This window comes from Rubrivivax albus (genome assembly GCF_004016515.1).
Classification (GTDB): Bacteria; Pseudomonadota; Gammaproteobacteria; order Burkholderiales; family Burkholderiaceae_C; genus Rubrivivax; species Rubrivivax albus.
Genome location: NZ_SACT01000005.1, coordinates 106,161 through 130,621, shown reverse-complemented (window position 1 = coordinate 130,621; position 24,461 = coordinate 106,161). Strand labels below are relative to the sequence as shown.

The following is a 24,461-nucleotide window of genomic DNA, read 5'->3' as shown; positions in this document are numbered from 1 at the left end:
CGTCAGGGTGTGCGTGGCGCCGACGCCGGCGCGGACTGGCGCGGCCCCAGGCTGCGTTCGATGGCCCGCAGCGCGTCGAGCTGTTCGCGCAGCTGGTCGTTGCGACGCTGCAGGTCGCGCTGCTGCTGGGCCTGGCGGTCCAGCTGCTCTTCCAGCCGGCGCTGCTCGGTCAGCCGGGCCAGCAGCAGGCGGGCCAGGGGCGCTTCCGGGCTGTCCCCGCGCGCCAGCGGGTCGAGCAGGGCCAGTGCGCGCGTGAGGTCGCCCGGCGCACGGCCCGGCGCCTGGGGCAGACCCAGCGCCCAGGCCAGCTGCAGCGTGGCCTCGGCGCTGCCGTCGGCGGCCAGCCTTGCCTGCTCGCGGGCGGCGTCGGCAGCGGGCAGGGTGCGGAAGCGCTCGTGGAACGCCAGCAGACGGCCGAGCAGGGCGTCCGCTGCCGGGGCATGCGACGGTGTCGACGGCGCTGCCGCGGGCGCAGCCGCCACCGTGGGCGCGCTGGCCGCCGGCGCCTGGGCCGCCACGGGTGGGTCCATGGGTGGTGGTGCCGGCGGATCGGCCACTGGCGGGGCGGTGCCGCAGCCGGCCGCCAGCAGGGCGCCGGCCAGCAGGGCGGCGGGCCACCGCCAGGGGCGCCAGGGATCAGTCCGACAGGGCATGGGGGATGTCGATGCGAAAGCGGCTGCCCGGGGTGGCACCCGCCGTGGTGGATTCTGGGGCCAGCACGCTGACCTGGCCGCCATGGGCGCGCACCGTCTCGGCCACGATGGACAGGCCGATGCCGGTGCCCGGCAGGCCGTCCACGGGCTGCACGCGACCGCGGAAGAAAGGTTCGAACACGCGCGCCTGCTCGTCGGCGGGCACGCCAGGCCCGGCGTCCGTGACCTCGATGCGCAGCCCGCTGCCGATGCGCTGCACGTCGATGAGCACGCGCGCGCCCGGCGGGCTGAAGCGGATGGCGTTGGACAGCAGGTTGCCCAGCGCGCTGCCCAGCAGGTCACCGTCGACCTCGGCCGTCAACGGCACGCCCTGCACAACGATGCGCAGCGACTTCGCCCGCCAGACCAGTTGCTGGGCGTCGACCAAGCCCTGGATCAGCGCACCAAGCTCCACGGGCCTGCGCACGACGTGCTGCGCGGCAAAGGCGCTGGCGTTCCAGCGCAGCAGGTCCTCGATGCGCTGCTGCAGCAGCGCGCCGTGGTCGTGCAGGATGCGCACGATCTCGCGCTGGTTGTCGGTCAGCGGGCCGGCGGTGCCGTCCTCGAGCAGCGAGACGCCTTCCTTCAGCGCGGCCAGCGGGGTCTTCAGGTCGTGCGAGACGTGGCGCAGGAAGCGCGCCTTGTCGGCCTCGGTCTCGGCCAGGCGCTGGCGCAGCCAGTCCAGCCGGCGCGCGATGCGCTGCACGTCCGACGGCCCGCGGATGTGCACCGGCGTCTCCAGACCGTCTTCACCGAGGCCGCGGATGGCCTGCTCCACGCGCTGCAGCGGCCGCGCCAGCCACCAGGCGAAGCCCAGCGCCAGCGTCAGCGCCAGGGCCACGGTGCCCAGCAGCTGCTGGCCCAGCGCCAGCCGGCCGGCCTCGAGCTCCTGCTGCAGCGCGGCGTTGCGCGCCTCGGTGTGGCGCCGGGCCGCTTCGCTCATGCGTTGCTGAAGCGCGGCCAGCGCACGGAATCCGTCGACCAGCGTGGTGTCGTCGGCACCCTCCCGCACCTGCTCGCGCAACGCGGCCAGGCTGTCCTGCCACTGCGTCTTCAGTGCCGTGGGCAGCACGGGGGACAGCAGGCCGACCTCGCGCTGCGCTTCGGCCGCATGGGCGACAAAGTTGCGTTCCAGTGCCGGGTCGGCCAGCACCAGGTACTGACGCGCGGCACGTTCCATCGCCGTGACCTGCTCGCCCAGCCGCTCGGCGGCGGTGGACAGCTGCAGCGCGCGTGCCGCACCGTCGCGGCTCTGGGTCAGCAGCTGTTCCAGCGTGCCCAGCCCACGCAGCGTGGCGGCCGACAGCAGCGCCGCCACGCCGACGAAGGCCAGCACCAGCCACTGGCGGTACGACGGCCGGGGCAGGTTCACATCAGGCCGGCGCTGCGTGAGGCATCACATGCCGGCGTAGTTGGGCCCGCCGCCGCCCTCGGGGGTGACCCAGACGATGTTCTGCGTCGGGTCCTTGATGTCGCAGGTCTTGCAGTGCACGCAGTTCTGGGCGTTGATCACCAGGCGGTCCTCGCCGTCGGTGTTCACGAACTCGTACACGCCGGCCGGGCAGTAGCGGCTCTCGGGGCCGGCGTACTGGCTCAGGTTCACCGCCACCGGCACCGCTGCGTCCTTCAGCGTCAGGTGGGCCGGCTGGTTCTCCTCGTGGTTGGTGTTGCTGATGAACACCGAACTCAGGCGGTCGAAGGTGAGCACGCCGTCGGGCTTGGGGTAGCGGATGGGCTCGCAGGCGGCGGCGCCGCTGAGGCGCGCGTGGTCGGGGCCGTGGCGGTGGATCGTCCACGGCGGGCTCTTGAGGCCCAGCTTGGGCAGCAGCCACTGCTCGATGCCGGTCATCGCGGTGCCGACCAGGTTGCCCTTCTTGAACCACTGCTTGAAGTTGCGGCTGGCGTGCAGCTCTTCATGGAGCCAGCTCTTGGCGAACGCCTCGGGGTAGGCGGCGAGTTCGTCGCCGCTGCGGCCGGCGGCCAGCGCCGGGGCAATGGCCTCGGCGGCCAGCATGCCGGTCTTGATGGCGGCATGGCTGCCCTTGATGCGGGCGGCGTTGAGCGTGCCGGCGTCGCAGCCCACCAGGCAGCCGCCCGGGAAGACCAGCTTGGGCAGGCTCAGCAGGCCGCCGGCGGTGATGGCGCGTGCGCCGTAGCCGATGCGCTTGCCGCCTTCCAGGTGCGCGCGGATGGACGGGTGCGTCTTCCAGCGCTGCATCTCCTCGAAGGGGCTGAGCCAGGGGTTCTGGTAGTCCAGCCCGGTGACGAAACCCAGCGTGACCTTGTTGCCCTCCAGGTGGTAGAGGAAGCCGCCGCCGTAGGTCTGGCCGTCCATCGGCCAGCCAGCCGTGTGCACCACCAGGCCGGGCTTGGCCTTGGCGGGGTCGATCTCCCAGAGCTCCTTGATGCCCAGCGCGTAGCTCTGCGGGTCGCGGCCCTCGTCGAGCTTGTAGTGCGCGATCAGCTGCTTGCCCAGGTGGCCGCGCGCGCCTTCGGCGAACACGGTGTACTTGCCCACCAGCTCCATGCCGAGCTGGAACCCGCCGTGCGGCTGGCCGTCCTTGCCCACGCCCATGTTGCCCGTGGCCACGCCCCGCACCGCACCATCATCGCCGTAGAGCACCTCGGCCGCTGCGAAGCCGGGGAAGATCTCCACGCCCAGGGCCTCGGCCTGTTCGCCCAGCCACTTGGACAGCGCGCCCAGGCTGATGACGTAGTTGCCGGCGTTGTGCAACACGCCGGGGATCAGCCACTGCGGCGTTCGCTTGGCGCCGCCGGCGTCGAGGAACAGTACCTCGTCCTCTGTCACCGGCTGGTTCAGCGGTGCACCGCGGTCCTTCCAGTCGGGAAAGAGCTCGGTGATCGCGCGCGGGTCCATCACGGCGCCGGAGAGGATGTGCGCGCCGGGCTCCGAGCCCTTCTCGAGCACCACCACCGACAGGTCGGCATTGAGCTGCTTGAGGCGGATCGCCGTGGACAGCCCCGCCGGGCCGGCACCGACGACCACGACGTCGTATTCCATGGCTTCGCGAGGGCCGTGTTGCGCGAGCAGTTCTGCGGAGGTCATGGCCGGCGATTCTAGAAGTGCGCGTGCTATCGTTTCCCGCATCCGTTAGAGGCAGTTCTCGGGAGCGAGCATGGGTTACGACATCGATCTTTCCGGCCGTGTCGCGCTGGTGACAGGGGCGTCCGGGGGTCTGGGCGCGCAGTTCGCGCGCACGCTGGCCGCGGCCGGCGCCGGCGTGGTGCTGGCCGCACGACGCGTGGAGCGCCTGAAGACGCTGCGTGCCGAGATCGAGGCTGCCGGTGGCGATGCACATGTGGTCACGCTGGACGTCACCGATCACGACAGCATCAAGGCCGCGGTGGCCCATGCCGAGACGGAGATGGGCACGATCGACATCCTGGTCAACAACTCCGGCGTCAGCACCACGCAGAAGCTGGTGGACGTGCAGCCGGAGGATTTCGACTACGTGATGAACACCAATGCGCGCGGCGCCTTCTTCGTCGCGCAGGAGGTGGGCAAGCGCATGATCGCGCGCAGCCGCGGCGCGGCGCCGGGCACCTTCACCGGCGGGCGCATCGTCAACATCGCGTCGATGGCCGGGCTGCGCGTGCTGGGCCAGATCGGCGTCTACTGCATGAGCAAGGCGGCGGTGGTCCACATGACGCGCGCGATGGCGCTGGAGTGGGGGCGCTACGGCATCAACGTCAACGCCATCTGCCCGGGCTACATCGACACCGAGATCAACCATCACCACTGGCAGACCGAGGCCGGGCAGAAACTGGTGGCGATGCTGCCGCGCAAGCGCGTGGGCCAGCCCAAGGACCTGGACGCGGTGCTGATGATGCTGTGCGCCAACGAGAGCCACTTCGTCAATGGCGCCATCATCTCGGCCGACGACGGCTTCGGCGTCTGAGGCATGCATCTTCCTGCTGCGCGATCCGATCTCACGCCTGTGCTGCTCGCCGTACAGGAGTACGGCTGCGCTGCTCGGCGTGACCTCGGCCCGCTCGCGACGGAATCTGCACGCCTCAGTAGTGACCCGATCACGGAAGGCCGATGCGCGCACTGACGCCCTTGGAAGCCCGGGTGCTGGGCGTGCTGGTGGAAAAGCAGGCCACCGTGCCCGACACCTACCCGCTGAGCCTGAACGCGCTGGTGGCCGGCTGCAACCAGAAGACGGCGCGCCAGCCGGTCATCGAGGCCACGGACGCGGAAGTGCTGACGGCGGTGGACGGGCTCAAGGCCCTGAGCTTGGTCTTCGAGGGCAGCGGCAGCCGGGTGGTCAAGTTCGAGCACAACACGGCGCGTGTGCTGGGTGTGCCGGGGGCGGCAGTGGCGCTGCTGGCGGTGCTGATGCTGCGCGGGCCGCAGACCGCGGCCGAGCTGCGGCTGAACTGCGAGCGGCTGCACCGCTTTGCCGACATCTCGTCGGTGGAAGGTTTTCTCGAGGAACTGGCCGCGAAGGACCCACCGCGCGTGGTCAAGCTGCCGCGTGGCCCGGGCGAGCGGGAGGCGCGCTGGGCGCACCTGCTGTGCGGCGAGGTGGCGCTGCCTGACGTTGCGTCGGCCGCCGCGCTGGCCGTCGCGGCCGGCGCCAGCGTGGCCGCAGGCGAATTGGCGGCACTGAAGGCGGAGGTCACGCGCCAGGGCGCGGAACTGGCCGAGCTGCGCGCGCTGGTCCAGCGCATGGCCGCGGAGCTGGGCATCCAGTGAGCTGGCGGGTGCGCGTGGCGACGCCGGCCGATGCCGAGGCGATCGCGCAGGTGCACTGGGACAGCTGGGTGGCCACCTACACTGGTGTGTTCCCTCAAGCCAGCTTCGACGCCTTTCCGCTGGCGGCGCGGCGCGAGGTCTGGCAGCGCGAGGCGGCGAACACGGCGCCCGGGCGGCGCCTGCTGGTGGCCGTGGCCGACCTGCCGGCCAGCGACGCACCGGTGCTGGGCTTTGCCTGCCTGGGCCCCTACCGCAGGCAGCCGCATGAAGCTGCGGAGGCAGGGGCCGGGGAGGGTGAACTCACGGCGCTGTACCTGCGCCCGGGCCACTTCCGGCGCGGCATCGGCCGTGCGCTGTGGCAAGCGGTGCTGCAGGCCGCGCGCGAGATCGGCTACCCGGCGCTGCGGCTGTGGGTCATCGCCGGCAACCCGGCCGAGCGCTTCTACGCGGCGATGGGAGCCCTGCCCGTCGGGCACAACGTCTTCGACGCGCACGGCACGCCGGTGCGCGAACACTGCTGCCGCGTCGACCTGTCGTCGACCGACTGAACCCCGGAATCCACCGATGCGTTTCCTCATCCCCGCCGAGAAGAAGCTGGTCCACGAGACCGTGATCCCCATCCGCTGGGGCGACATGGACGCGATGGGCCACGTCAACAACACGATCTACTTCCGCTACATGGAAATCGTGCGCCTGGAGTGGCTGTACCAGGTCGGCGGCCCGCCGGACCCCAAGGGGTGCGGGCCGGTGATCGTCAACGCCTTCTGCAGCTTCATCCGCCAGTTCGAGTTCCCCGGCGAGATCCTGGCGAAGCACTACGTGGCCAACCCGGGGCGCAGCAGCTTCGACACCTTCATCACGATGGAGCGCACCGACTGCCCGGGCCGCATCGATGCCGAAGGCGGCGCGACGACGGTGTGGACCGACTTCGCGGCGCAGAAGTCGGCGCCGATGCCCGACTGGCTGCGGGCGCTGGTCAGCTGACGCCGCGGGTCGGCGTCAATCCAGGATCTTGTAGGGGCCGCCGCGCGCCAGGGCACGCTGGTAGGCTGGGAGGGCGTGGATGCGGGCCAGCCAGTCCCTCAGCCGCGGGAAGCGCTGGTCCAGGCCGCCGCGGGCGCTGGCCGCCTCGAGCGGGAAGCTCATCTGCACGTCGGCGGCGCTGAAGTCGCCGCCGGCGAACCAGTCGCGCTCCTTCAGCTCGGCTTCCATGAAGGCGAACTGGCGCTCCAGGTTGGGCCGCAGGAAGGACTTCTCCACCTGGTCGGCGATGCCGCGCGCGATGGGCCTGGCGAAGAAGGGCATCTTGGCGCTGCGCACCTTGTCGAACACCAGCTTCATCAGCAGCGGCGGCATGGCCGTGCCTTCCGCGAAATGCAGCCAGTAGACGTACTGGCGGTGCGCCGGCGTGCCCGCCGGTGGTTTGAGCCGGCCACCGCCGTGCGTGTCCACCAGGTACTCGACGATGGCGCCGGACTCGGCCACCACCACGTCGCCGTCCGTGATCACGGGCGACTTGCCCAGCGGATGCACCGCGGCCAGCTCCGGCGGCGCGAGCATGGTCTTCGGGTCGCGCGCGTAGCGCTTGACCTCGTAGTCCAGGCCCAGTTCCTCCAGCAGCCAGAGCACGCGCTGCGAGCGGGAATGTTCGAGGTGGTGGACGGTGATCATGGTTCAGGCTCCAGAGGCCAGGAAGATGCTGAGCAGCAGCAGCGCTGCCGTGCCCAGTGCGAGCAGCAGGCCGTACACGGTGCCGACCATCAGCGCCCGGGCCAGCGTGCCGAGCCAACCGGTGCCATAGACACACCGTGCCGCCAGGACGGCGTGGGCGCCGATCAGCAGCATGGCCACGCCGTCCAGGCTGGCCGGCAGCAGGTCGGCCGCCAGCAGGACCAGAAACGCGAAGGCATGCAGGTGCAGCGCCATCACGAAGTGGGCCCCGTAGGTCAGGCCGGTGCCGCGCCATGCCAGGCGCAGCAGGCCGGCGAAGACAGGCACCATCAGAAACACGGCATAGGGGGCGGCGCCGGCCATGCGCGCGCTGACCGCGTGTGTGCCGTCGGTGGTGGAGATGCGCTGCAGTCCGCGGGCCGCACGCGCCTCCAGCCAGCCGCAGGCGTCGGGCCTCGCGCAACGCTCGAGCCAGGCCTGGAACGCACCCCCGTCACCTTCCACCTGGGCCGAGGCGACAGGACCTTCGGGCGCGGCGTCCACCTGCACCGCTGGCATGCCGGCGGGCGTGGCCGCCAGGAACTTGGCGACGAGGAAGAACAGGAAGCTCGCGCTCAGGTACACCCGCAGCGGAAGCACGTAGCGCCGGCGCCGGCCGTCGAGGTACTCGCGCGTGAGACGCCCGGGCTTGAGCAGCAGCAGGCCCAGCGTGCGCCACAGGGCGCCTTCCAGCGCCACGTAGTGGCCGACGAACTCGTGGACGAACTCGGCGAAGCTCGGCGGGTGCACGCGCGTTTCCTGGCCACACAGCGGGCAGAAGTGGGGGTGCGGGTCGATGGCCAGCGCGGCGCCGCAGTTGGCGCATTCGGTGCGCAGGGCGTCGTCGTGCGTCATCCGCTGAGCAGCTTGTTGACGAGTTCCGGCGTCGTGGAGGCGCCGAGCTTGCGCATCAGCCGGGCGCGGTACACGTCCACGGTGCGCGGGCTGATGGCCAGCCGCTTGCCGATGCCCTTGCTGGTGAGGCCGTCGACCAGCAGCGCGGCGATCTCGCGCTCGCGCGGCGTGAAATCGACCTTCAGCACGCGCCGGGCCGACAGGTCCTCGAAGGTCCAGATGCCGGCCGCGTGCGGATCAGCGGGGTTCAGCGCGCGACCGGTGACGTGGCACCAGAAGAGCTCGCCGTCCATGCGTTTCATCACCCGCTCGTCGGCGTATCGCCCGCTGGCATCGAGGCTGGCGGTGATGCGCGCGCCGGTGCGCTCAAACTCCTCGAGGGTGGGGTAGAGCACCTCGAACGAACGGCCGACGAGCTGGTCGGGCCGCGCGCGGAACATGGCCAGGGCCTCGTGGTTGACGTCGACCATCTGGCGCGCCCGCGACAGGGCCAGGCCGATGGGCGCCTGCTCGAAGGCGGTGCGGTAGTCGAGGTCCTCGGCCACGCGGGTACGGATCAGAGCAGGGCGTAGGTGGTGGTGGCGTGCGCTGCCAGCGTGCCGTCGGGTGTGCGCAGCGCGACCTCGCCGAAGGCCAGGCTCCTGCCCCGGCGCAGCAGCGTGCACACCACCTGCACCTCTGGGCAGTCCTTCGGCACCGGCTTGAGGAAGCTGGTCTGCAGCTGCACGGTGGTCATCGGCCGGAATTCGCCCAGGCTGGCCGCCACGGCCAGGATCATGGCGGTGTCGGCCGCCGCCATCAGGGCTTGGCCGCAGACCACGCCACCGGCGTGAACCACCGTGGGGGTGACCGGCATGCGCAGCGTCACCTGCTGCGGCGTGGCCGCCGTGACGCTGAGGTCCAGCACCTTGACGAACGGGGCCGTGACGTCGGCCAGGATGGCGTTCAGCGCCGCCACGTCAAGTTCCGCAGCCGTCATCCCTGCTCCTCTCCTCGGTGATTCGATTTAAGCGATTCGACGTACAGACTGCGTAAGGGGTTACGCAGTACGCTCGCATTCTCGCTCAACCCTTGTCCGACCCCCGAAGGAGGTCCCTCCCATGAACAAGCTGTATCCCAGCGCCGCGGCGGCCCTGGACGGCATCGTGCGCGACGGCCAGTTGATCGCCGTCGGCGGTTTCGGCCTGTGCGGCATCCCCGAAGCGCTCATCGACGCCCTGCGCGACAGCGGCAAGCGCGACCTGACGGTGATCTCCAACAACGCGGGTGTCGACGGCTTCGGCCTGGGCAAGCTGCTGGAGACGCGCCAGATCAGCAAGATGATCAGCAGCTACGTCGGCGAGAACAAGGAGTTCGAACGCCAGTTCCTGGCCGGCGAACTGCAGCTGGAGTTCACGCCCCAGGGCACGCTCGCCGAGAAGCTGCGCGCGGGCGGCGCCGGCATCCCGGCCTTCTTCACGCGCACCGGCGTCGGCACCATGGTGGCCGAGGGCAAGGAGCTGCGCGAGTTCGACGGCCACACCTACGTGATGGAGCGTGCACTGAACCCCGAGGTGGCGCTGGCCAAGGCCTGGAAGGCCGACAAGAGCGGCAACCTGATCTTCCGCCGCACGGCGCGCAACTTCAACCCGGCCTGCATCATGGCCGGGCGGATCGCGGTGGTGGAGGTCGAGGAGATCGTCGAGACCGGCAGCTTCGACCCGGATGCGGTGCACCTGCCCGGCATCTACGTGCACCGCCTGGTGCTCAATGCCTCGCCCGAGAAGCGCATCGAGAAGCGCACGACCAAACAGAACCCCAAGGGAGTCTGACATGCCCTGGACCCACGACGAGATGGCCGCGCGCGCGGCCAAGGAACTGCAGGACGGCTTCTACGTGAACCTGGGCATCGGCCTGCCGACCCTGGTGGCCAACCACGTGCCGGCGGACATCGAGGTCTGGCTGCAGAGCGAGAACGGCATGATGGGCATCGGCCCGTTCCCCGACGAGGCCGAAGTCGACGCCGACCTCATCAACGCCGGCAAGCAGACGGTGACCACGCTGCCCGGCAGCAGCATCTTCGGCAGCCACGACAGCTTCGCGATGATCCGCGGCGGCAAGATCAACCTGAGCATCCTCGGCGCGATGCAGGTCAGCGAGAAGGGCGACCTGGCCAACTGGATGATCCCGGGCAAGATGGTCAAGGGCATGGGCGGCGCGATGGACCTCGTGGCCGGCGTGCGCAGCGTGGTCGTGCTGATGGAGCACGTGGCCAGGAAGAAGGACGGCACGATCGACCTGAAGATCCTGCCGGCCTGCACGCTGCCGCTGACCGGCGTGGGCGTGGTCGACCGCATCATCACCGACCTGGCCGTGCTGGACGTGACGCCACACGGCTTGAAGGTGGTGGAGATGGCGCCGGGCGTGACCCGCGACGAACTGCAGAGCAAGACCGGCGTGCCGCTGCAGTGATCGCTTCGCGCCAGTGCGCCGCCGGCCGGCGGTGCACGGCGCGCGGGGTCACCCGCGCTTGAACAGGTCGGGGATACGGACCTCGCAGACGATGCCCTGGGCGCCGTTCTCGCGCCAGGCCACCTCGCCGCCGAGCAGCTTCACGCGCTTGCGCACGCCACCCAGGCCCAGGCCGTGGGACCAGGCCTGCGGGTTGCGTCCGATGCCGTCGTCGGCCACGCGCAGGCTGAGCACGCCGGCGGTCAGACCGGCGTCGATCTGGATGCGGGTGGCGCGCGCGTGGTAGATGGCGTTGCTCACCAGTTCGCGCAGCACCCGTGTCAGCGCCGACCATTGCACGACGCCCAGTTCCGGGTCGTCGTTGAAGGCGAACGACCAGTCGAGGTCGATGTGCGCCGCCGTGAGCCGCTGCTGAATGTCGGCCTTCCACTCGGCCACCGAATGCGACAGCCGGTGGTCGCTGGCGGCGAGGCCACGGGTCAGCGTCTTCAGGTCCTGCAGCGTGTGACGCAGGTAGTCTTCGATCTCCGGGTCCTGGGCCTTGTACATCAGCGTCAGCAGCCGGGCGCCGATGTCGTCGTGCAGGTCCTGGGCGATGCGCTGGCGCTCCTCGGTACGGCCGCGTTCGACCGCCTGATCGTAGGCTACCGCACGCCGCAACTGGTCGACGATGCGGTCGGTCAGGCGTGCGTCCTCGCGCGTGAAGATGCGCCGGCCGTGGCGCGAGAAGCGCAGCACCAGCGACAGCGGCTCGCGTTCGCCCTGGCCGCGTACCGGCACGACCAGCGCCGAGCCATCGGCCAGCACGCGCGAGCGCGGCGCGGCGCGCGGCACGTGCAGCACCTCCAGCGGATCGAACAGGCTGCGCAGCAGCTGGGACAGCAGGGCAGGGCGCCGTTCGGGCGCCTTTTGCACCTCGCGGGCGATGCGGTAGAGCTGCTCGAAGGTGCGCTCGGTGGTCATCACGCGGCTGCCGACCATCTGGTCGAGCATCCACTGCCGCGCGGCGGCGTAGCCTGCCAGCGCGATGAACACCGCCAGCGTCAGCGACGCGAAGGGCTCGAGCGAGAACAGCGTGATGAACAGCAGGTCCAGCGAGGTGGCCACGGTGGACAGCCCCGCGAGCATGGCGAACTCGCGCAGCAGGCGGCGCGCGCGCGACAGGAACGGCACCAGCGCCATCAGCGACGCGAAGAACAGCGACCAGACGATGACCGCCGAGGCCGCCACGCTGCTGGCCAGGCCGGGTTGCCAGTCGGCAGCGACCAGGGCCGCATTGACGACCACCATCGTGCCCAGCGCGGCGAAGCCGAAGCGGCGCATCACCATCGCGAACGGGTTGGGCTCCTCGGCGTACGAGCGCGTCAGCACCACCAGCGCCGCGAGGCCCAGGGCCAGGATCGCCCCCTGGCCCCACCACCACGCGTGCGTCAGGTTGGGCAGGGCGACGGCCAGCGTGGTGCCGGCCGCGATCAGCCAGGCCACCGCGGCAGCGGCGTGGTGCCCGGCGATGCGGCGCGGGTAGAGGGCGAAGGCATGCACGGCTGCGGCGCCGGTGGCCAGATCCAGCCCCAGGCGCCACGGCAGATCGTCGACGAGCCAGCCCGGCACCGGCGTCAGCGTGCTGCCGGACTCGACGCCGATCCACAGCAGGCTCACCGACTGGCACAGGGTCATCAGGGCGAACAGGACGTTGGGCAGCATGGGCTTGGCCACCAGCACGACGGCGCCGATGAGCAGCAGCGCCAGCGCCGGGATGGCCAGCAGCCAGAAGGCCACCCCCAGCCCGGCATGGCCACGCGGGACCGTGCGCACCTTGGCTTGGCTGCCGTCGTCGAAGTGCAGCGTGACGATGCCGCTGGCAAGCACGCGGTTCAGGGCCGTCCGTGCCTGCACCAGCGCCGCGCGCTCCTGGTCGTCCACGGTCCAGCGTGGGGCACCCAGTGCGTTGATGTGCCGTGGCACCAGGCTGGCGCCGTTGGCCGTCAGGCGCTCGAGACGGCGGCCTACGAAGGGTTGCAACAATGGCTCGCCGGTGGCCAGCAGCATGGGTTTGCCACGCGGGTCCGGCTGCCACTGGGCGTCCAGCGCCGGTGCCTGGACCAGCAGTCGGATCACGACGAACAGGCCCAGGCACGCTGCCAGGGCCACGCCCATCATGATCCGCCGGCGCCAGCCGATCCAGCGCGACGGCCGCCGCGCGATGACGCGCTCGAAGGCGCTGGCCTCGAACAGCGAGTCGTCTGCGCCGGGCGCGACAGCGGCCATCACGAGACGCGGCGCTGTGCCGCTACACCAGGCCCTGCTTGCTGGCCAGCACGGCCGCCTCGGCCCGGCTGGACACGTTGAGCTTCTTGTAGATGGACTTGATGTGGTCGTTCACGGTGAACCACTTGATGCCCATCAGGCTGGCGATCTCCTTGATCGTGAAGCCCTTGCTCAGGTACGTGAGCACCTCGCTCTCGCGCGGGGTCAGCCGCTCGTGGTCGGGCAGCTTCTCCATCGGCACCGGGCGGCTGGTGGTGAAGCCGGTGGCCCGCATGAGGCCGGAATCGGGCGCCTGGGCATCGCCCAGGCTGCTGTCGCGGAAGTGGGTGAGCAGGCGCCGCGCGATGGCCGGCGACAGCGGCGGCTGGCCGCGCACGATCTTCTGCAGTTCCTCCACCAGCACCTCGAAGCGATCTTCCTTGAGCAGGTAGCCGTCCGCCCCGCGCTGCAGCGCCGGGAACAGGTGGTCGTCGTCGGAGTAGAGCGTGGTGACGATCTTGGTCGCCGGATAGTGCGCCAGTTCGGCCAGCAGTTCCATGCCGTTGCCGTCGGGCAGTTCCAGGTCGACGAGGATCAGCTTGAACGGGTCCACACCATGTAGCCCGGTGGCGCCACCGGCCAGCGCGATGTGTTTGCGCGCGGTTTCCAGGTCGCCAGCCTCGGTGATGGCGTTTGCGTCGCTGAAGCTCTCGCGCACGACGCGGCACAGGAAGCTGCGCGCGACGGGGTTGTCCTCCAGGATCAGCACTTTCACCGGCATCGTGTTCTCCTCAGGAATCTGCCGTGCGGACTTCTCGGGGCTGTTCGAGGGTCGTCCAGCGACCTCGAACGGCTGCGGCAGCACGGATTCCCGGCCCTTCTCGAGCCATGGCTGGAAAGCCATTGATCCTAGCGCAGGCAGTGCCCTGCGCGACTCGCACCCTTGGGGGTGGCTCGGCGTGCCGATCATTCGCGATCCCTACAATGAGGCCATGCACATCCTGATCGCCAACGACGATGGCTACCTCGCGCCCGGCATTGCCGCCCTGGTGGCGGCGTGTGAAGGCCTGGGCACGATCGACGTCGTGGCGCCGGAGCAGAACGCCAGCGGTACGTCGAACGCGCTGACGCTGACCCGGCCGCTGTCGGTGTTCGAGAACCCGGCCGGCTGGCGGGTGGTCAACGGCACGCCGTCGGACTGCGTGCACGTGGCGCTCACGGGGCTGCTGCCGCGCCGCCCGGACCTGGTGCTCTCGGGCATCAACAACGGTGCCAACATGGGCGACGACACGCTGTATTCGGGCACCGTGGCCGCTGCGATGGAGGGCTACCTGTTCGGCATCCCGGCCATCGCGTTCTCGCTGGTGGACAAGGGCTGGCAGCACCTGGACGCCGCGGCACGCACGGCGCGTGCGGTGATCGACGAACTGCTCGGTGGCGGCATGCCAGACGGCCCGTGGCTGCTCAACGTCAACGTCCCCAACCGACCCGACGCCGACGCGCTGCCGCGGCACGTCACGCGGCTGGGGCGCCGTCACGCTAGCGAGCCGGTCATCCGCCAGGACAGCCCGCGTGGCGACCCGCTCTACTGGATCGGCCCTGCGGGCGATGCGCGGGAGGCCGGCGAGGGCACGGACTTCCATGCCGCGGCGAAGGGGCAGGTGTCGATCACGCCGCTGCAGGTGGACCTGACCGACCACGCCCGGCTGGGGGTCTGGGCCACACGCCTGGCGCGGAGCCGGGCTTGAGGGCCTGCCGCCGCGCAGGGCTCACGGCTGCACCGCCGACCTTGCATGGGGACGCGGATTGACCCCGCCGCCGAAACGTCGATTCCCGGCCGTGCTGGCGGCGCCGACTGCCCGCCCTGGGGCGGCGCCGCCACTGAGTCGGCCCCAACGCCCGTTGGCCGATGCGGCGCGCGAAGCCGCGAGGCGCAGTACGCCCACCGGGCTGGGCCTGGACTCGGCCGCCGTGCGGGCCCGCATGGTGCAGCGCTTGCGGGCCGATGGCATCAGTGACGAGCAGGTGCTGGCGGCCTTCGGCGATGTCCTGCGGCACCGGTACGTCGACAGCGCCCTGGCCACCCAGGCCTACGAGGACACGAGCCTGCCCATCGGCCTCGGGCAGACGATTTCCAAGCCCTCGGTCGTGGCGCGCATGCTGGCCCTCGCGCTGGCCTCTGCCGCTGCGCGGCAGCGCGGGTCGCTGGGCCGGGTGCTGGAGATCGGCACCGGCTGCGGCTACCAGTCCGCGCTGCTCGCCCGGCTGGGGCGCAGCGTGGTGTCGATCGAGCGGCTGCAGCCCTTGCACGAGAAGGCTCGTGCCAACCTGGCCGACGATGCAGGGCGCCCTCGCGTGCGCCTGGTCTGGGGCGACGGCCGCATCGGTCACGCGCCGCAGGCACCGTACGACACCATCGTTGCTGCCGCCGGTGGCGAGGACGTGCCGCCGGCCTGGCTGGCGCAACTGGCCGACGGTGGGCGCCTGGTGGCGCCGGTGCACCAGGGTGCACAGCAGGCGCTGGTCGTGATCGACCGTGACGGTGAACGTTACCTGCGGCAACGCTGCGAGACGGTGCTGTTCGTCCCTTTAAAATCCGGCGTGGAATGAGACCTCTGACTATCGCCCTGGCGGGCGCAGCGATCACGCTGGCCGCCTGCACGTCGCCCAGGCACCGGGCCCCGGTCGAGGAGCGGGGCACCGTCTCGCGGCCGCCTGTCGTGGCCACGGCGCCTGCGCCTGCGGCGTCCTTGCCGGCCGTCGCCGAACCGATGAAACCGGCCACGCAGCCGGACGAGACCGCGCGCGTGGCGGCGGGGTCCTACGTGGTCAGGCCTGGCGACACGCTGATCCGCATCGGCCTGGAGACCGGACAGAACTGGCGCGACATCGCGCGCTGGAGCGGGCTGGAGAATCCGAACGCACTGGAGGTGGGTCAGGTGTTGCGGGTGGCGCCGCCCGAGCCTGCGCCCGGCGCGGCCGTGACCCAGGCCGTGGCACCACCGGCACGTGCCGATGCCAAGCCGCTGCCGTCCGCAGCCGGTGCGGCAGGTGGCACGGCAACCGCAGCCGCACCGACGACGCCTCCGCCCGCAGCCGCGTCGACGGCGGCCACCCGGGACGCCGAGGATGGACTGGCCTGGCAGTGGCCGGCGACCGGTGCGGTCCTGCGCGGCTTCGACGAGGCCCGGACCAAGGGCGTGGCCATCGGCGGCCAAGCCGGAGATCCCGTGCTGGCGGCCGCCGACGGCCGCGTTGTCTACGCCGGTTCGGGCCTGCGTGGCTACGGCAATCTGGTCATCGTCAAGCACAACGCCACCTACCTGAGCGCCTACGCGCACAACCAGGCCTTGCTGGTGAAGGAGGACCAGGTGGTGCGTCGTGGCCAGAAGATCGCCGAGATGGGCTCCAGCGATGCGGAGCGCGTGCAGCTGCACTTCGAGATCCGGCGCCTCGGCAAGCCGGTGGACCCCACACGCTTTCTGCCGCCGCGTTGACGCGCCCCATCGGCGCGGTCATCGCGCGCCGAGGCGTTCCACGCCGGAGCCGCGGTGTCACGCAGGCGTCAGCGTTTCCCTGAAGTGATGCAGCGGGCCTCGGCCGCTAGCATGCGTTGGCTTCGACACGGACGGCAATGGGCCGTTCGGCAGCGCAGGGGGATGGGTTGCAACTGGTCCAGCTGATCATCAGCGGCATCGCGCAAGGCTGCATCTACGGCCTGATCGCACTGGGCTTCGTGCTCATCTACAAGGCCACCGAGACCGTCAGCTTCGCCCAGGGCGACCTGATGATGCTGGGCGCCTTCTGCGGCTTGGCGCTGATGACCTTCCTCGGCTGGCCCTTCTGGTTGGCCGTGCTGTCCGCCATCGCCGCGATGGCTGCCTTCGGCATGCTGGCCGAGCGCGCCGTGATCCGGCCCATCCTGGGCCAGCCGGCGTTCTCCATCGTGATGCTGACCATCGGCATCGGCTATATCGCGCGTGGCCTCATCACCATGATCCCCGGCATCGGCACCGAGACGCACGTGCTGCCGGTGCCCTACAAGGACCAGATCTGGCGCCTGGGCGGACTGGTGTTCAACGTCGAGCAGGTGGTGGTGATCGTGGTCACTGCCATCCTCTGCGGGGCGCTGTTCGCGCTGTTCCGCTACAGCCGCATCGGTATCGCGATGCAGGCCGCGTCGCAGAACCAGCTGGCGGCGTATTACATGGGCATCCCGGTCAAGCGGCTCAACGGCATGGTGTGGGGCCTGGCGGCGGCGGTGGCGGCCATCGCCGGCCTGCTGCTGGCGCCCATCACCTTCGTGCACGCCAACATGGGCTTCATCGGCCTGAAGGCCTTCCCGGCCGCGGTGGTGGGTGGATTCGGCAGCCTGCCGGGCGCCATCGTCGGCGGGCTGATCATCGGGATCGTCGAGTCGCTGGCCGGCTTCTACCTGCCCGAGGGCGTGAAGGACATCGCCGCCTACGTGGTCGTGCTCGTGATGCTGATGGTCAGGCCCAACGGGCTGTTCGGCGAATCGCTGCGCAAGAAGGTCTGAGGGTCGCATGCGGTTCATCTTCAAGACCAGCTACGAGCAGGACGTGCGCCTGGCCAAGCACGGCGGCCATGTGTTCTGGTACTCCGCGCTCGGCGTGTTCCTGGCGCTGTCGCCGTGGCTTCTGCCGGAGTACTGGCTGGCGCAGCTGACCTTCGTGCTGATCTATGCGGTGGTGGGTCTGGGCCTGATGCTGCTGGCCGGTTTCACCGGGCTGTTCTCCATCGGACACGCTGCCTTCCTCGGCGTCGGTGCGTACACGCAGGCGGTGCTCAACAACATGGGCGTGCCGTTCCCGATCGCGCTCGCGGCGGCGGGGCTGCTGTCGGCGCTGGTGGGCGTGGTCGTCGGCATGCCGGCGCTGCGTGTGAAGGGCATCTACCTGGGCATTGCCACGCTGGCCTTCGGCTTCGTCGTCGAGGAGGTCTTCGCGCGCTGGGAGCACGTGACGGGTGGCAATGCCGGCCTGTTCGTCAACCCGCCCGCCATCGGCAGTTGGCAGATCGACTCCGGCACCGGCTTCTACTTCCTGTGCCTGGTGATCGCGGTGCTGTCTACGCTGGCGATCCTGAACCTGTTGCGTTCGCCCACCGGGCGTGCCTTCGTGGCCATCCGGGATTCCGAGATCTCTGCGCAGAGCATGGGCATCCATCTGGCGCGCTACAAGACGCTGTCCTTTGCGCTCTCGGCTGCACTGGCCGGGCTGGGCGGCGCCCTGTACGCGCACAAGATCCAATTCCTGTCGCCAGAGCAGTTCAGCATCATCCAGTCGATCGACCTGCTTCTGATGGTGGTCATCGGCGGGCTCGGGTCGGTGCATGGCGCCTTCCTGGGCGCGATCTTCCTGATCACCATGCCGCAGCTGATCGCGCTGGGCAAGGACTGGCTCCCTCCTGCCATCGGTGAGGCGCCAGGTCTTCAGAGCACGGTCTATGGCATCGTGCTCGTGGCCTTCGTGCTCTTCGAACCCATGGGCCTGTATGGCCGCTGGCTGAAGGTCCGCACCTTCTTCCAAGTGTTCCCGTTCTACCGCAAGGGCATGTTCAAGCGGCAGAAATCGTTCCAGAAGTCGGATCGATTGAAATGAGCGGCGATTTTCTTCTGTCGGCCCAGGACATCAGCGTGCGCTTCGGCGGCGTGCTGGCGGTCGACCGTGTCAGCTTCGACGTGAAGCGCGGCGAGGTGTTCACGCTGATCGGCCCCAACGGTGCCGGCAAGACCACGGTCTTCAACCTCATCAGCCGCATCTACACGCCCACCAGCGGGCGCATCCAGTACGACGGGATGGACCTCACGGCGCAGCCGCCGCATGCCGTTGCCAGCCTGGGCATCGCGCGCACGTTCCAGAACATCGAGCTGTTCGAGCACGCCAGCGTGCTGCAGAACCTGCTGATCGGCCGCCACACGCACCGTCGCACGAACCTGCTGGACGACCTGCTGTTCACGCCGAAGGCACGCCGAGCGGCCCTCGACGACCGTGAGAAGGTCGAGCGCGTGATCGACTTCCTGGACCTGCAGCACCACCGCGAATCGCTCATCGCCGGTCTGCCCTATGGCGTGCGCAAGGTGGTGGAACTGGCCCGCGCGCTGTGCGCGGAGCCGAAGCTGCTGCTGCTGGACGAGCCCTCGTCGGGCCTGAACGTCGAGGAGACCCAGGACATGGCGTTCTGGATCGACGACATCCGGCGCGAGTTCGGCATCACGGTGCTGATGGTGGAGCACGACATGTCGCTGGTCTCCAGCGTGTCCGACCGCGTGCTGGCGATGAACCAGGGTCAGGTGCTGGCGATGGGCACGCCGGCCGAGGTGCAGGCGCATCCGGGCGTGATCGAGGCCTACCTGGGCACGGCCGAGGACGTGGCGTCGTTGCGGAGGCCGGCATGAGCCAGGGTGCCGAGGAGATCCTGGTCCTCTCCAACGTCGAGAGCGCCTACGGCCCCATCAAGGCCATCCGGGGCGTGAGCCTGAAGGTGCGCCAGGGCGAGATCGCCACCGTGCTCGGCAGTAACGGCGCGGGCAAGTCCACCATCCTCAAGACCATCTCCGGCATCATCGACCCCAACCGCGGCAGCATCCACTTCCGCGGCGAGAACATCACCGCGAAGGACCCGGCCGACGTGGTGCGCCGTGGCCTGAGCCACGTCCCCGAGGGCCGCGAGGTGTTCCCGCTGCTCTCGGTGCACGACAACCTGCTGATGGGCGCCTACACGCGCAGCGATCGCGACGCCGTGGCGCGCGACATCGAGGCGGCGATGACCTACTTCCCGATCCTGCGCGAGCGCGAGCGCCAGGACGCGGGCCTGCTGTCCGGTGGCCAGCAGCAGATGCTGGCCATCGCCCGCGCGCTGGTGGCCTCGCCGCAGATGATCCTGCTCGACGAGCCCAGCCTGGGCCTGAGCCCCAAGCTCACCAAGGAGATCTTCGAGATCGTCGTGCGCATCAACCGCGAGCGTGGCACCACCATCCTGCTGGTGGAGCAGAACGCGAACATGGCGCTCAACGTGGCCGACTACGGCTATGTGCTGGAGAACGGCCGCATCGTGATGGAGGACCGCTGCGCCGTGCTGCGCGAGAAGGAGGATGTCAAGGAGTTCTACCTCGGCATGAAGGAAGAGGGCGTGCGCGGCGAGCGGCGCTGGAAGAAGAAGAAGACCTGGCGCTGAGGAGAACCACGATGTCCAACCTCTGGGATGTGCAGCCTCGGCGGATCGAGACCATCGTCGTGCCCGGCGAGACGGTGCCGGCGATCTTCTGGAACGCGGCGAAGCAGCGCGCCGACCAGACCTGGCTGCGCGAGAAGGACCTGGGCATCTGGCGCGCCTGGACCTGGCAGCGGGTGGCCGATGCGGTGACCGAGATCGCCCACGGCCTGATGGCGCTGGGCTTCGAGCGCGGTGAGACGGTCTCCATCCTGTCGAACACGGTCGTCGAATGGGTGCTGGCCGACCTGGGCGTGCTCAGCTGCGGCGGCGTCAGTTCCGGCATCTACCCCACCGACGCCGCGTCGCAGGTGCACTACCTCTGCGAGGACTCGCGCACCGTGGTGCTGTTCGTCGAGAACGACGAGCAGCTCGACAAGGCGCTGGAGGTGCGCGCGCAGCTGCCGCTGCTGCGCAAGATCGTGGTCTTCGACATGGAAGGCCTGCACGATCTCCAGGACGACGGCGTGATCTCGCTCGAGGCGCTGCGCGAACTCGGCCGCGCGCACCGGCAGCAGCATCCCGACGCGATCGCGCAGCGGGTGTCTGCCGTGCAGCCTGACGACCTGGCCATCCTGGTCTACACCTCGGGCACCACCGGCAAGCCCAAGGGCGCGATGCACAGCCATCGCACGCTCGTCACGTCGATGCGCGGCTACAACCTGACCGGCGGCCAGGACGAGCAGGACGAGCGCATGTGCTTCCTGCCGCTGTGCCACATCGCCGAGCGCATGGGCGGCGAGTACTTCTGCATGTACACCGGCTCGAAGCTGAACTTCGTCGAGAACCCGGAGACCGTGCCGGAGAACGTGCGCGAGATCGCCCCCACGGTGGCCGTGGCCGTGCCGCGGGTGTGGGAGAAGTTCTATTCGGCGGTGACGATCGCTATCAAGGAATCCGGCCGCCTGCAGCAGCTGGCCTACGCCTGGGGCGTGGCCACCGGCATGCAGGTGGTGGACAAGGTGATGGCCGGCCAGCCGGTGCCGGGTAGCCTGAAGCTGAAGTTCCGCCTGGCGCGGCTGCTGGTGCTGGACAACGTGCGCAAGCTCATCGGCATCCACCGCGCGCGCGCCTGCATCACCGGCGCCGCGCCGATCTCGCCCGACCTGGTGCGCTGGTACATGGCCCTGGGCGTGCCGATGGCCGAGGTCTGGGGCATGACCGAGACCGGCGGCATCAGCACCTACACGCCGGTTGACCGCATCCGCCCCGGCCGCATCGGCATCGCGGCGCCGTACAACGAGGTGCGCATCGACGAGGTCACCGGCGAGATCCTGGTGCGCGGCCCCAACGTCTTCACGGGCTACCTGAACCAGCCGGAGAAGACGGCCGAGACCATCGACAAGGACGGCTGGCTGCACACCGGCGACGTGGGTCAGGTTGATGCCGAAGGCACCTTCCGCATCACCGACCGGATGAAGGACATCATCATCACGGCCGGCGGCAAGAACGTCACGCCCACCGAGATCGAGAACGAGCTGAAGTTCTCGCCCTACGTGACCGACGCCGTGGTGATCGGCGACGCACGACCGTACCTCGTGGTCCTGATCATGATCGACCAGGAGAACGTCGAGAAGTACGCGCAGGACAACGACGTGCCCTTCAGCAACTACGCCAGCCTGACGCGCGCGCCGGAGGTGCGGGCGCTGATCCAGGCCGAGATCGACCGCGTGAACAAGAAGTTCGCCCGCGTCGAGCAGATCAAGAAGTTCCACCTCATCGACGCCCAGCTCACGGCCGAGGACGAGGAACTCACGCCGACGATGAAGCTCAAGCGCAAGCTGGTGCAGAAGAAGTACGCCCCGCAGATCGAGGCCATGTACGCCGGCTGACCGGGGCCCGATTCAGCACTAACGCCAATGGGAAGCCGTCCCGCCCGGTGCGACCATCGTGCCGTTCGACCCTTCGAAGGAGACCTGAGATGAAGATCCGCCACCTGGTTGCCATCGCCGCCGCGATGGCCGTGGGCAGCACCTGGGCACAGACCCAGGGTGTCAGCAAGAACGAGATCATGCTGGGCTCGATCCAGGATCTCTCCGGCCCCATCGCCGGTTTCGGCAAGCAGGTGCGCCTGGGCATGCTGCTGGCCGTCGACGAGATCAACGAGCTCGGGGGCGTGAACGGCCGCCAGCTCAAGCTGCAGGTCGAGGATTCGGCCTACGACCCCAAGAAGGCCGTGCTGGCGGCGCAGAAGCTGGTCAACAGCGACAAGATCTTCGCGATGATCGGCCACATTGGCACCGCGCAGAACATGGCCGCGATGCCGGTGCAGTTCCAGAAGAACGTCTTCAACTTCTTTCCGGTGACTGCGGCGCGGCAGATGTACGACCCCTTCCACAAGCTCAAGTACGCGTTCGCCGCGACGTACTACGACCAGATGCGCATCGCCGCACCGAAGCTGGCCAAGGAGAAGGGCGCCAAGAAGGTCTGCTCGATGTACCAGGACGACGAGTTCGGCCTGGAGGTGCTGCGCGGCGCCGAGGATGGTCTCAAGGCCGCCGGCATGGAGATGACCGAGAAGACCTCGTACAAGCGCGGCGCCACCGACTTCTCGTCGCAGATGGCCAAGCTGCAGTCGGCCGGCTGCGACATGGTGGTGATGGGCACCATCATCCGCGAGACCATCGGGGGCATCGCCACCGCACGCAAGCTGGGCTTCAGCCCGACGTTCCTGGGTTCGAGCGCGTCGTATACCGACCTGATCCACAAGCTCGGCGGCGCCGCCATGGACGGCCTGTATGCCACCCACACGTCGCAGCATCCCTACCTGGACGACGCCTCGCCGGCCATCAGCTTCTGGGCCAAGAAGTACAAGACCAAGTTCAACGAGGACCCCACCGTCTTCTCCGTCTATGGCTACAACGCCATCGATGCCTTTGCCAAGGCGGCGCAGAAGGCTGGTCCGAACCTGACGGTGGACAGCTTCATCAAGGCGATGGACTCGATGACCATCCCGGCCGACATCTTCGGCAGCCCGCCGGCCACGTTCACCGCCACCAAGCGCCTGGGCAACGACACCTCGCGGCTGTCGCAGCTGCAGGGCCAGCGCTGGAAGGTGGTGTCGGACTACATGAAGCCCTGAGCACGATCGGTTCTTGGCAAGCATGGGCCGCCTTCGGGCGGCCCTTCTTCATGGCGACCGGATAATCCCGGGCATGTCGGCACTGAATGACGAATGGCTGGAGGTCGAGTCGCTCGACCTCGACGGGCAGGGCGTGGCACACCGCGCCGATGGCAAGGTGGTCTTCATCGAGGGCGCCCTGCCGGGTGAGCGGGTGCAGGTCAACGTGGGCCGGCGCAAGAACCAGTGGGAGCAGGGCCAGGTGACGGCCATCGCGCGCGAAAGTGCGCAGCGTGTGGCGCCGGGCTGCCCGCACTTCGGCCTGCACCGCGAGGCCTGCGGCGGCTGCAAGATGCAGCACCTTCACCCGGCGGCGCAGGTGGCGGTGAAGCAGCGCGTGCTGGAGGACAACCTCTGGCACCTGGGCAAGGTCAAGCCCGAGCGCCTGCTGCGGCCCATCGAAGGCCCGGCCTGGGGCTACCGTTACCGGGCCCGGTTGTCGGTGCGCTACGTGGCCCGCAAGGACGTGGTGCTGGTGGGCTTCCACGAGCGCAAGTCGCGCTACGTGGCCGACATGGGCCGCTGTGAGGTGCTGCCGCCGGCGGTGAGCGCACTGCTGCCCAGGCTGCGTGCGCTGGTGGCGGGGATGGCCGAACGCGACCGCCTGCCGCAGATCGAGCTCGCGATGGGTGACGCGGTGGTGGCGCTGGTGCTGCGCCACCTGGCCCCGTTGCCCGATGGCGACCTGGCCCGCCTGCGGGCCTTCGCCGCGGAACACGGCGTGCAGTGGTGGTTGCAGCCCAAGGGCCCGGACACCGTGCATCGCCTTGACGACGACGGTCCTGAACTGGCCTATGACCTGCCGGAGTTCGGCGTGCACATGCCGTTCAAGCCGACGGACTTCACCCAGGTCAATCCGCACATCAACCGCGTGCTGGTGCAGCGTGCCCTCACGCGGCTGGACCCGCTGCCGGGCGAGCGCGTGATCGACTGGTTCTGCGGTCTGGGCAACTTCACACTCCCGATCGCACGGCGCGGTGCCACCGTGCTGGGCATCGAGGGCAGCCAGGCGCTGGTGCAGCGGGCCGGAGAGAATGCTGGGCGAAACGGGCTGCGGGCCGACTTCGAGGTGCGCAACCTGTTCGAGCTGACGGCGGACGACCTGCAGGCGCTGGGCCCGGTCGATCGCTGGCTGGTCGATCCACCCCGCGAGGGGGCGTTCGCACTCGCCAAGGCGGCCGCGGATCTGGTGCAGGCTGGCGCGTCATGGGCACCGCCTAAGCGCATCGTCTACGTCAGCTGCAACCCGGCCACGCTGGCGCGGGATGCCGGGTTGCTGGTGCATCAGGCGGGCTACCGCTGTACGCAGGCGGGTGTGGTGAACATGTTCCCCCACACCGCCCACGTGGAGAGCATGGCGGTGTTCGAGCGGCCCTGAATGAACGAAAAAAAGGGGCCCGCGGGCCCCTTTCGATCCTTCAGCGCCTGG

25 protein-coding genes are annotated in these 24,461 nt (G+C 69.5%); 16 read left to right on the top strand and 9 right to left on the bottom strand.

What is annotated here, in order from left to right; genetic code table 11:
- Nucleotides 1-2: 2 nt before the first annotated feature.
- Genes ENE75_RS15720 through ENE75_RS15710 form a run of 3 tightly spaced genes read right to left on the bottom strand, consistent with a single transcriptional unit; the run spans nucleotide 3 to nucleotide 3,759 of the window.
- Nucleotides 3-653 carry a hypothetical protein gene (locus ENE75_RS15720; protein ID WP_233259114.1) on the bottom strand — a complete coding sequence of 217 codons (651 nt, stop codon included), beginning with the start codon at nucleotides 651-653 and terminating at the stop codon, nucleotides 3-5.
- Nucleotides 637-2,064: a HAMP domain-containing sensor histidine kinase gene (locus tag ENE75_RS15715; RefSeq protein ID WP_233259113.1), complete on the bottom strand. Its 1,428-nt coding sequence runs from the start codon at nucleotides 2,062-2,064 to the stop codon at nucleotides 637-639. The genes ENE75_RS15720 and ENE75_RS15715 overlap by 17 nt, the downstream gene beginning before the upstream one ends.
- A 24-nt stretch (nucleotides 2,065-2,088) precedes the next feature.
- Nucleotides 2,089-3,759 carry an electron transfer flavoprotein-ubiquinone oxidoreductase gene (locus tag ENE75_RS15710; RefSeq protein WP_128199281.1) on the bottom strand — a complete coding sequence of 557 codons (1,671 nt, stop codon included), beginning with the start codon at nucleotides 3,757-3,759 and terminating at the stop codon, nucleotides 2,089-2,091.
- 70 nt (nucleotides 3,760-3,829) lie between these two features.
- Here ENE75_RS15710 and ENE75_RS15705 point away from each other — a divergent pair, with 70 nt between their 5' ends.
- From ENE75_RS15705 to ENE75_RS15690, 4 genes are all read left to right on the top strand, one after another.
- A complete protein-coding gene (locus ENE75_RS15705; RefSeq protein WP_128199280.1) occupies nucleotides 3,830-4,612 on the top strand; it encodes an SDR family oxidoreductase in 783 nt (260 codons plus the stop codon).
- Nucleotides 4,613-4,755: 143 nt separating this feature from the next.
- The gene (locus ENE75_RS15700; RefSeq protein ID WP_128199279.1) at nucleotides 4,756-5,412 is read left to right on the top strand and encodes a YceH family protein; all 657 of its coding nucleotides are present in this window, start codon (nucleotides 4,756-4,758) and stop codon (nucleotides 5,410-5,412) included.
- Nucleotides 5,409-5,960 carry a GNAT family N-acetyltransferase gene (locus ENE75_RS15695; RefSeq protein WP_158288966.1) on the top strand — a complete coding sequence of 184 codons (552 nt, stop codon included), beginning with the start codon at nucleotides 5,409-5,411 and terminating at the stop codon, nucleotides 5,958-5,960. Before ENE75_RS15700 ends, ENE75_RS15695 begins: the two co-directional genes overlap by 4 nt.
- A 16-nt stretch (nucleotides 5,961-5,976) precedes the next feature.
- Nucleotides 5,977-6,396 (top strand): acyl-CoA thioesterase, encoded by a 420-nt coding sequence (locus ENE75_RS15690; RefSeq protein ID WP_128199277.1) that lies wholly within the window; start codon nucleotides 5,977-5,979, stop codon nucleotides 6,394-6,396.
- A gap of 15 nt (nucleotides 6,397-6,411) precedes the next feature.
- On the opposite strand, the gene ENE75_RS15685 is transcribed toward ENE75_RS15690, so the two are convergent.
- Genes ENE75_RS15685 through ENE75_RS15670 form a run of 4 tightly spaced genes read right to left on the bottom strand, consistent with a single transcriptional unit; the run spans nucleotide 6,412 to nucleotide 8,956 of the window.
- On the bottom strand, nucleotides 6,412-7,083 hold the full coding sequence (locus tag ENE75_RS15685) for a glutathione S-transferase (protein ID WP_128199276.1): 672 nt from the start codon (nucleotides 7,081-7,083) through the stop codon (nucleotides 6,412-6,414).
- Nucleotides 7,084-7,086: 3 nt separating this feature from the next.
- Nucleotides 7,087-7,977: a DUF3667 domain-containing protein gene (locus ENE75_RS15680; protein ID WP_128199275.1), complete on the bottom strand. Its 891-nt coding sequence runs from the start codon at nucleotides 7,975-7,977 to the stop codon at nucleotides 7,087-7,089.
- Complete coding sequence (locus ENE75_RS15675; protein WP_128199274.1) at nucleotides 7,974-8,522, bottom strand: LuxR C-terminal-related transcriptional regulator; 549 nt, start codon at nucleotides 8,520-8,522, stop codon at nucleotides 7,974-7,976. The genes ENE75_RS15680 and ENE75_RS15675 overlap by 4 nt, the downstream gene beginning before the upstream one ends.
- A gap of 11 nt (nucleotides 8,523-8,533) precedes the next feature.
- Entirely contained in the window at nucleotides 8,534-8,956 is a 423-nt protein-coding gene (locus ENE75_RS15670; protein ID WP_128199273.1) for a PaaI family thioesterase, read from the bottom strand.
- 121 nt (nucleotides 8,957-9,077) lie between these two features.
- Between ENE75_RS15670 and ENE75_RS15665 the strand changes: the two genes are divergently transcribed.
- Together ENE75_RS15665 and ENE75_RS15660 are read left to right on the top strand one after the other, a co-directional pair.
- Complete coding sequence (locus ENE75_RS15665) at nucleotides 9,078-9,788, top strand: CoA transferase subunit A (protein WP_128199272.1); 711 nt, start codon at nucleotides 9,078-9,080, stop codon at nucleotides 9,786-9,788.
- A gap of 1 nt (nucleotide 9,789) precedes the next feature.
- Entirely contained in the window at nucleotides 9,790-10,428 is a 639-nt protein-coding gene (locus ENE75_RS15660) for a 3-oxoacid CoA-transferase subunit B (RefSeq protein WP_128199271.1), read from the top strand.
- Nucleotides 10,429-10,476: 48 nt separating this feature from the next.
- Here the strand turns inward: ENE75_RS15660 and ENE75_RS15655 are convergent, their stop codons facing one another.
- Both ENE75_RS15655 and ENE75_RS15650 read right to left on the bottom strand, forming a co-directional pair.
- Entirely contained in the window at nucleotides 10,477-12,696 is a 2,220-nt protein-coding gene (locus ENE75_RS15655) for a sensor histidine kinase (RefSeq protein WP_128199270.1), read from the bottom strand.
- 22 nt (nucleotides 12,697-12,718) lie between these two features.
- On the bottom strand, nucleotides 12,719-13,456 hold the full coding sequence (locus ENE75_RS15650) for a LuxR C-terminal-related transcriptional regulator (protein WP_128199269.1): 738 nt from the start codon (nucleotides 13,454-13,456) through the stop codon (nucleotides 12,719-12,721).
- 211 nt (nucleotides 13,457-13,667) lie between these two features.
- On the opposite strand from ENE75_RS15650, the gene surE reads away from it, so the two are divergent.
- The 10 genes from surE (at nucleotide 13,668) to rlmD (ending at nucleotide 24,410) form a co-directional block, all read left to right on the top strand.
- Nucleotides 13,668-14,423, top strand: a complete 756-nt coding sequence (surE, locus tag ENE75_RS15645; protein ID WP_128199268.1) for a 5'/3'-nucleotidase SurE — start codon at nucleotides 13,668-13,670, stop codon at nucleotides 14,421-14,423.
- 58 nt (nucleotides 14,424-14,481) lie between these two features.
- Entirely contained in the window at nucleotides 14,482-15,285 is an 804-nt protein-coding gene (locus tag ENE75_RS15640; protein ID WP_199232322.1) for a protein-L-isoaspartate(D-aspartate) O-methyltransferase, read from the top strand.
- Entirely contained in the window at nucleotides 15,282-16,172 is an 891-nt protein-coding gene (locus tag ENE75_RS15635) for a peptidoglycan DD-metalloendopeptidase family protein (RefSeq protein WP_128199267.1), read from the top strand. The genes ENE75_RS15640 and ENE75_RS15635 overlap by 4 nt, the downstream gene beginning before the upstream one ends.
- A 167-nt stretch (nucleotides 16,173-16,339) precedes the next feature.
- Nucleotides 16,340-17,215 carry a branched-chain amino acid ABC transporter permease gene (locus ENE75_RS15630; RefSeq protein WP_128199266.1) on the top strand — a complete coding sequence of 292 codons (876 nt, stop codon included), beginning with the start codon at nucleotides 16,340-16,342 and terminating at the stop codon, nucleotides 17,213-17,215.
- A gap of 7 nt (nucleotides 17,216-17,222) precedes the next feature.
- Complete coding sequence (locus tag ENE75_RS15625; protein ID WP_128199265.1) at nucleotides 17,223-18,299, top strand: branched-chain amino acid ABC transporter permease; 1,077 nt, start codon at nucleotides 17,223-17,225, stop codon at nucleotides 18,297-18,299.
- Entirely contained in the window at nucleotides 18,296-19,096 is an 801-nt protein-coding gene (locus ENE75_RS15620; RefSeq protein ID WP_128199264.1) for an ABC transporter ATP-binding protein, read from the top strand. The genes ENE75_RS15625 and ENE75_RS15620 overlap by 4 nt, the downstream gene beginning before the upstream one ends.
- Nucleotides 19,093-19,875, top strand: a complete 783-nt coding sequence (locus ENE75_RS15615; protein WP_128199263.1) for an ABC transporter ATP-binding protein — start codon at nucleotides 19,093-19,095, stop codon at nucleotides 19,873-19,875. Before ENE75_RS15620 ends, ENE75_RS15615 begins: the two co-directional genes overlap by 4 nt.
- 11 nt (nucleotides 19,876-19,886) lie before the next feature.
- Nucleotides 19,887-21,743, top strand: coding sequence for an AMP-dependent synthetase/ligase (locus tag ENE75_RS15610; protein WP_128199262.1), 1,857 nt, complete (start codon nucleotides 19,887-19,889; stop codon nucleotides 21,741-21,743).
- An 89-nt stretch (nucleotides 21,744-21,832) separates the two neighbouring features.
- On the top strand, nucleotides 21,833-22,993 hold the full coding sequence (locus ENE75_RS15605) for an ABC transporter substrate-binding protein (RefSeq protein ID WP_128199261.1): 1,161 nt from the start codon (nucleotides 21,833-21,835) through the stop codon (nucleotides 22,991-22,993).
- Between the two features lie 73 nt (nucleotides 22,994-23,066).
- Complete coding sequence (rlmD, locus tag ENE75_RS15600; protein ID WP_128199260.1) at nucleotides 23,067-24,410, top strand: 23S rRNA (uracil(1939)-C(5))-methyltransferase RlmD; 1,344 nt, start codon at nucleotides 23,067-23,069, stop codon at nucleotides 24,408-24,410.
- Nucleotides 24,411-24,461 lie beyond the last annotated feature (51 nt).